General features: G+C 67.9%; 7 protein-coding genes. 1 reads left to right on the forward strand and 6 read right to left on the reverse strand.

Going from position 1 to position 7,072, the window contains the following annotated elements; translation table 11 throughout:
- Positions 1-236 precede the first annotated feature (236 nt).
- The 5 genes from nadC to egtC are packed head-to-tail and all read right to left on the reverse strand — an operon-like array spanning position 237 to position 5,128.
- Positions 237-1,157, reverse strand: coding sequence for a carboxylating nicotinate-nucleotide diphosphorylase (nadC, locus tag OXU43_03015; protein ID MDD9824131.1), 921 nt, complete (start codon positions 1,155-1,157; stop codon positions 237-239).
- Positions 1,154-2,506: a sodium:alanine symporter family protein gene (locus OXU43_03020; protein MDD9824132.1), complete on the reverse strand. Its 1,353-nt coding sequence runs from the start codon at positions 2,504-2,506 to the stop codon at positions 1,154-1,156. Before OXU43_03020 ends, nadC begins: the two co-directional genes overlap by 4 nt.
- 3 nt (positions 2,507-2,509) lie before the next feature.
- Positions 2,510-3,037, reverse strand: a complete 528-nt coding sequence (locus tag OXU43_03025; GenBank protein MDD9824133.1) for a TIGR02281 family clan AA aspartic protease — start codon at positions 3,035-3,037, stop codon at positions 2,510-2,512.
- Between the two features lie 37 nt (positions 3,038-3,074).
- On the reverse strand, positions 3,075-4,355 hold the full coding sequence (locus OXU43_03030) for an SUMF1/EgtB/PvdO family nonheme iron enzyme (GenBank protein ID MDD9824134.1): 1,281 nt from the start codon (positions 4,353-4,355) through the stop codon (positions 3,075-3,077).
- Positions 4,352-5,128, reverse strand: a complete 777-nt coding sequence (gene egtC / locus OXU43_03035) for an ergothioneine biosynthesis protein EgtC (protein ID MDD9824135.1) — start codon at positions 5,126-5,128, stop codon at positions 4,352-4,354. Before egtC ends, OXU43_03030 begins: the two co-directional genes overlap by 4 nt.
- Positions 5,129-5,205: 77 nt before the next feature.
- Here egtC and ampD point away from each other — a divergent pair, with 77 nt between their 5' ends.
- Positions 5,206-5,811 carry a 1,6-anhydro-N-acetylmuramyl-L-alanine amidase AmpD gene (gene ampD / locus OXU43_03040; GenBank protein ID MDD9824136.1) on the forward strand — a complete coding sequence of 202 codons (606 nt, stop codon included), beginning with the start codon at positions 5,206-5,208 and terminating at the stop codon, positions 5,809-5,811.
- Here the strand turns inward: ampD and OXU43_03045 are convergent.
- Positions 5,808-6,497: a rhomboid family intramembrane serine protease gene (locus tag OXU43_03045; protein ID MDD9824137.1), complete on the reverse strand. Its 690-nt coding sequence runs from the start codon at positions 6,495-6,497 to the stop codon at positions 5,808-5,810. The genes ampD and OXU43_03045 overlap by 4 nt on opposite strands.
- Positions 6,498-7,072: the final 575 nt, after the last annotated feature.

Below are 7,072 nucleotides of genomic sequence, written 5' to 3' on the forward strand. Positions count from 1 at the left end.
CGCCTCATTTTTCCCATCACTCCCCCCTTGAGGGGGAGCCTATGCGGCCCTTGCGGTTGCCTATACAGGTTGCCCTGGGCGGTGGGGCGATAGAGGCGCTTTAGATGCTCCCCCCACCGGCGCGACTTCGGGCTTGCGCCCTCGTCTTGCCGACTCCCCCTCAAGGGGGGAGTGATGCATATGATCCGCTTTTCTTGTCCTCGATTGCGTAACGGCTTGCCACCATAAAGAAAGAACTAAGACCCCCCCGCGCCATCCAGGCGCAGGGAGAAGTCCACGGCCCGCACGTCTTTGGTGAGCGCGCCGCAGGAGAGAAAATCCATGCCCAGTCCGGCAAGCTCCGTCACCGCGGCGAGCGTCACGCCGCCGGAGACTTCGAGCTGCGCCCGCTGCCTGCTGTCGCGCACGGCGGCGGCGATCTGCGCGGGGGAGAAGTTGTCCAGCAGAATGCGTTCCGCCCGCTGCTCCAGCGCCTCTTGCAACTGCCGCGGATTTTGCACCTCGATCTCGACCGGTCGCGCCCCGTGGCGTTGCCGGGCGGCGCGCAACGCCGCCGCGACGCCGCCCAGGGCGGCGATGTGGTTCTCCTTGAGCAGGATGGCCTCGCCCAGGTTGCGGCGATGGTTCCGGCAGCCGCCGCAGGCCACGGCGTATTTCTGCGCGCTGCGCAATCCGGGCAGGGTCTTGCGGGTGTCCAGGACGCACGGCGCCGCCGGCACTCCCGCCCGCTCCGCCGCCGTCGCCGCCGCCGCTGCGAAGGCGCGGGAGATCGTGGCCGTGCCGGAGAGCAGCTGCAGGAAGTTCAGGGCGGTGCGCTCTCCCGACAGTAGCGCCCGGGTGGGCCCCTGCAATCGGCACACGACCTGGCCGGCGGCGATCCCTTCGCCATCGTTCCGGCGCCAGGCGCATTCGATCCCGGGGTCTATGCTGCGAAACACCTGATCGAACCAGGCCGTCCCGCACAATACGGCGTCTTCCCGGCTATAGACCGCGGCCTCGCAACGGTGCCCGGCGGGGACCAGGGCGCCGGACGGGTCGTTGTCGCCCCAGTTTTCGCCCCAGTCCGCGCCCAAGTCTTCGCGCAGCGCCGCGGCGACTTGGCGCTCCAGGTCGTCGGGCAGGGCGGGGCGCGGCGCGGCGGGGCCTGCCCCGCTCACGTCTGGGGGTCGGCGAAGTACTGATCCCGCAATTTCTTGACCAGGCCGGCCAGCAGGATCACGGCGATCAGGTTGGGCAAAGCCATCAGCAGGTTGGTGATGTCCGCGATGTTCCATACCAGCTTGAGCGAGACCAGGGAGCCGACGAAGACCAGCGCCACGAACAGCAGGCGGTAGGGCAGCACGGCGCGTTGGCCGAACAGGTAGAGGGCGCAGCGGTCGCCGTAGTAGGACCAGGCGATGATCGTCGAGAAGGCGAACAGGGTCAGCCCCACGGCGACGATCCAGCCGCCGACGGCGCCGAACTCCAGGGTAAAGGCGCGCGCCGTCAAGGCGGCGCCGATCCGCTCGGTGTCCTGGCCGTCCAGGCTGCCGGAGATCAGGATCACGAAGCCCGTGATGCTGCAGATGACGAGCGTGTCTATAAAGGGGGTCAGCATGGCCACCAGCCCGCCGTGGAAGGGCTGCCGGAAGCGGGCGGCGGCCATGGCCATGGAGGAGCCCAGCCCCGCCTCGTTGGAGAACAGCCCGCGGGCGACGCCCCAGCGGATCGCCTCGCCGATGGCCGCCGCCCCCGCCGCCTGGGGGTTCAGGGCATGCTGGAGCACGGTCCACAGCACGGCGGGGACTTGATCCAGGTGGCGCAGCACCACCGTCAGTCCGGCCCCCAGGTAGAGCAGGCACATGAAAGGGACCAGCGCGGTTGCGATGGCCGCGATGCGCCGCACGCCGCCGATAATGGTCAGGCCCACGCCGACGGTCAGCGCCAGGGCTAGCGGCCAGTTCGGGACGCTTCCGGCGGGGCGCAGTTCGCGCAGCGCGTCTATGATGGAATTGGCCTGCACCATGTTGCCGATCCCCAGGGAGGCGATCATGGCGAACAGGGCGAAGGCGGCGGCGGCGCGGCGCATGCCCAGGCCGTCGGCGAGCACGTACATTGGACCGCCCGCCACCGCGCCGGTGGCATCCACGCGCCGGAAGTGCAGGGCCAGGGTGCACTCGGCGAGCTTGGTCGCCATGCCCGCAAAGGCCGTCAGCCACATCCAGAACAGGGCGCCGGGGCCGCCCAGGCTGATGGCGGTCGCCACCCCGGCGATGTTGCCGGTGCCGACCGTGGCCGACAGGGTGGTGTTCAGCGCCTGCCAGCCGGAGATATCCCCCGTGGCCTGTTCCCGGCGCCGCAGCAGCCGCAGCCCGGCCCGAAACCCCCAGATCTGTATGAACCCCAGCCGCACGCTCAGATAGATGCCGGTGCCGAGCAGCGCCAGCAGGGTGACGGGGTTGTTCCACAGCAGGCCCGCCAGTTGCCCGGAGAGCGCCGTCCAGTCCGGCCATTGTTCCCAGGGCATGGCTCAGCGTCTCTTTTGCTTGAGGATCATTTCGTCGCCGCGGTGACTCCATTCCAGCGGGCCCAGGAAATTCATGCCCAGCAGCACCTCGCCGCGGCGGCGGGGATCGATGCCGGCCCGCAAGTCGCGCAGGGAGATGGGACCCAACTCGATGCGGTCAATCCGCGTCGCGTAGATCTGCGCCGGCCCCGCGGCGGTGCTGGTAAGCAGGGCGGGGCCGCGCTCCAGCTGCAGCCGCTGCATGAGCGACTCCGGCACGCTGATCATCGTCGCCCCGGTATCCACCAGCAGCTGCACCGGTTCGCCGTTGATGCGCCCGGTCGCGATGTAGTGTCCGGCAGGATTGCGCCGCAGGGTTACGATGATTTCTTCGTCCGTGACCAGGCTGGCGACCTCCCGGTTCGGGTGGTCGCGCTGTTGCTGCCATTTGCCGAAGGCAAAGGTCAGCAGCGCCAGCGCGCACAGCCAGGCGGCGATCAACATGCCTTTGCCCAGCGGCGCGGCCGGTTTGACGGTGGGTGGGGGGAACATGGTTCTAATGGAGACCTGATCGGGCCTTAATAGGGCCCTAATCGTAAGCCAGCCGGACGCCGGCGAATAAGTGGCGCGTGCCGGGCAGGTAATAGTTGCGGAAGCTGTGCCGGCGGATCTCCGGTTGGGTATGACGGCTGCCGCCGCGCAACACGCGGTGTTCGCCGTCGAAATACGGGGTGGAGTAACCCATGTAAGGGTAGGGGCGGAAGCCGGGGTAGGGGTGCAGGGGGTTCGCGCACCACTCCCACACCTGGCCGACGCCGTCCAGCAACCCCTGGCGCCGGGCGGCCTCCCATTCGTATTCGTGCGGCAGCCGCCCCCGGTTCCAGGCCGCGAAGGCGCTGGCCTCGAAGTGGCTGATGCCGTACACCGCGGCCTCCGCCCGCAACGGCTCCGCGCCCCCGGGGCCGACGGCATACCAGTCCCCGTCTCGCGCCTGCCGCCAGTATTCCGGCGCCTCGATGCGTTGGCGCAGGCGCCATTTCCAGCCGCGCGGGCTCCAGTATTCCCGCCGCCGGTAGCCGCCTGCCTCCAGGAATTCCAGGTATTGCGCGTTGCTGGCCGGCCTGCGTTCCAGCGTGACGGCGCCCAGTGTCGCATATACGGCGCCGTACTCGTTGTCGTAGGGGGCATGGGGGTTGTCGGCGCCGATGCGGTAGCGTCCCGGCGGCAGAGTCACGGTATCCCGTCCGGGGGCGCATCCGCAGGGATGCCCGTTGCGCGTCGCATTGCGCGTCGCGGGCCGTCCCCCGCCCGCGATTTTGCTCCGGCCTGCGCTGGCCGTGTTTTCGTCGCCTCCCCGGCCGTTGCGCGTCTCTCCGTTATGCGCGCGGCTCTCCTCCTTCGCTTTCTGCAACTGCGCCTCGATCATGCGCAGGGTCTCGTGGTGCTGGGCGTAATGCTGGACCAGAAAATGGAGCAGGTAGTGCCGGTCCAGCAGTTTCCGCTCGTCGCCGCATGCCCGCAATTCCTGCAGCCGCTGCCGGTTCTCCCGTTGCCGCATCCCCGCCCATGCCAGCATTTCGTCCAGTGCCAGCAGCCGGCCGCCGCGGATCCGTTTGGGAGAGCATTCCGGCGCGTACAGATCCCTGCCGCGCGCGGCTTGCGTCGCCGCGGTCTCCGGCGTCCCCCGCGGCAGGAGCGCCTTGCCGATCCAGTAGTCTTCGGTGTAAACGCAATGCCCCAGGTGCCAGCCGCCCGGGCTTAGCTCGGGATGGAACTGGCGGCGATAGCGCTTGGGACCCAGGGCGGCCACCCGCTGCCCCATACTCTTCTGCAAGCCGCTCAGGCGGTGCAACAGCCTCTCGGCGCTCACAGCGGCTCCTCCGCGACGACCTCGCCGCTCTCCAGGACCAGCAGGCAGTGTTCCGGGACGCAGCGCCAATTCGGATCCGGGTCGAGCCGCTCGGAGGCCACCCGCACCGCTCCCGGGAGCTCTGCGCTGCCGGTGCAATAATAGAGGGAGGGGCAGTCGCCGTTCAGGGCGTGGCGGCTGACCAGCAGGCGTTCCCCGTGCGCCAGGATCACGTTGAGCAATGCCTTCCGCTGTTGCATCATCTCCGCGAGTTCCTGCCAGGCGGCGCGCAGGGCAGCGGTCGTCATCCCGTTCGCCGGGGAACGGTGGCGGAGGATCAGGGCGAGCAGGTATTCGGAGTCGCTGCTGCCTTGTATCCGCGCTTGCGCCGCGGCGGGCAGGCAATGGTGGAACTGGGCGCGCAGCCCGTCGTTAAAGTCTTGCAGATATCCGTTGTGCAGGTACATCAGGTCGTCCTGCAGGAAGGGTTGCGTATTGGCCGTATTCACGGCCTGCCCGGGTGTGGCGCTGCGTACATTCGCCAGCCACAGAGGGCTGCGCAGCGAGATCGCGAGGCCGGGCAGGTTGCCGTCCGCCCAGATCGGCTGGGTGCAGACGTAGGTCGCGGGTTGTCCCTGCTCCGTGCGCCAGCCGAAGCCATACCCGTCCGCGTTCAGTACGGCCTCCCGCATTTCCCGCGGCGCCCAGGATTGCCGGTACAGGCTGTGCTCCGGCGCCAGCAGGAAGCGTTGCAGGTCAAGCGGTGGCCCCAGGTAGGCGGCAAGGCGGCACATAAGCGATATACTCGGCGTATCGGCGTATTGAGTCGCGTTCGACGCTGGCGCGGCGTTCGCCGCGCCGATTTGTGACCATGAATCGTAGCAAGCGCAAAACCGCCTGCCAAGCGCCCGCTCCCGGCGCGCCTGGCCTGGATGCGGACGGCGGGTGGCTGCGGGGCGCGCGGCGCCTCGTCTCTCCCAACCAGGACGCCCGGCCCGCCGGGTGCGAGGTGGAGCTGCTGGTGATCCACGCCATCAGTTTGCCGCCGGGAGAGTTCGGCGGCGGCCACATAGACCGGCTGTTCACCAATACCCTGGACTTTCGGGCGCACCCCGGTTTTTCCTGGTTGCAGGGGCTGCGGGTCTCCGCCCATCTGCTGATTGACCGTTCGGGGGCCGTGACCCAGTACGTGCCCTTTCTACGGCGCGCCTGGCATGCAGGCAGCTCCGCTTTTTGCGGTCGTGCCGACTGCAACGATTATTCTATAGGCATTGAGTTGGAAGGCTGCGACCAGAGCCCCTATGAGCCCTGCCAGTACCGGGTTCTGGCCGGCATCACCGCTTTGCTGCAACGGCGGTGGCGCGGCCTGCGCCGCGACCGCATCGTCGGTCACTGCGACATCGCCCCCGGCAGGAAGACCGATCCCGGGCCGCACTTCGAATGGGATCGCTATCACCGGTTGCTGGACCGGGCCTAGGTGCGCGCCAGCAGCTTGAAGGAGCGCCGCTTGAACAGCGGCACCAGCGCCATGCCGGCGATAAAGCCGCCGATGTGCGCCCCGAAGGCGACACCGCCCGAGGAGGTGTCCACGTTGATCGAAGACAGCACCTGAAACAGGAACCACAGGCCCAGCGCCCACGCCGCCTTGATGTGCATGAGGCGGGTGTAGTACCCGAGCGGGACCAGGACCAATACGCGGGCATGGGGGAACAGCAGGAGATAGGCGCCCAGAATTCCGGAGATGGCGCCGCTGGCCCCGACCATGGGGATGGTCGAGTCCGGATCGGGCAGCGCCTGAGCCAGCACGGCGGCGATGCCGCAGATCAGGTAGAAGATCAGGAAGCGCACATGCCCCATGGCGTCCTCGATATTGTTGCCGAAAATCCACAGGTACAGCATGTTGCCGATCAGGTGCATCCAGCCGCCGTGCAGGAACATCGAAGTGAACACGGTAGCCGCCGGCGCCGCCGCCGCCATCTCGGGCGGCAGCCGGGCGTCGCCCAGCAGCGCCGCCGGGATCACGCCCAGGCGATAGACGCTGAGCGTGTGTCCGTCCGCCCCGCCCGAGATTTGCCACAGGAAGGCCAGCACGCAGGCGGCGAGCAACGACACGGTTACGAACGGCCGCAACTCCGCGGGGTTTTCGTCGCGCAGGGGAATCACGCGGGCATCATAGCCAATTCGGAGCAAAAAATCGCAGGCGAACGGGGGCGCGCAACTGCGGCGCGCGCGGCGCCGGCAAGCGCGAAAACGCGCGCTCGGCGGCGCAAAAATGTTTGACAAACGAGGATTATCGGCTATTATTTACAGCACTGTATGGCCTCGATCCCATACGGGCCTATAAGTGGGGACAAAACAATATCGCAACGGAATGGCGCTCGGGATCGAACGGCGCGAGTACTGGAACAAGTAGCGAGAGAACACGGAAAGCGGGCGCAGGTTCTTGATATAGAGCGACTTGAGCCGCGTTCGGCGTGCAGGTGGGAGTTGGCACCGCGGCTTTCGAATCTTTCGGGTTTCCGGGCGGGGAGGGGCCCCACCCCACCACCACCCCCCCTCCCCGCCATCTTTCCCGTCCCGCCTGCAAGCGGATGCACCCATGGTCTCCTCTGTCGCCGAAATCCGTCCTCGGTTTCGGCTCCGGGGCCCATTGGCTCCCGTTGGCTCGAAGACATGGTCGCAGACATGGGGGGGCCGCAGGCGCAGGGGTCGCAGGCATGAACGAAAATCGAATCCGC

This window comes from Gammaproteobacteria bacterium (assembly GCA_028817255.1).
In the GTDB taxonomy this organism is placed as follows: domain Bacteria; phylum Pseudomonadota; class Gammaproteobacteria; order Porifericomitales; family Porifericomitaceae; genus Porifericomes; species Porifericomes azotivorans.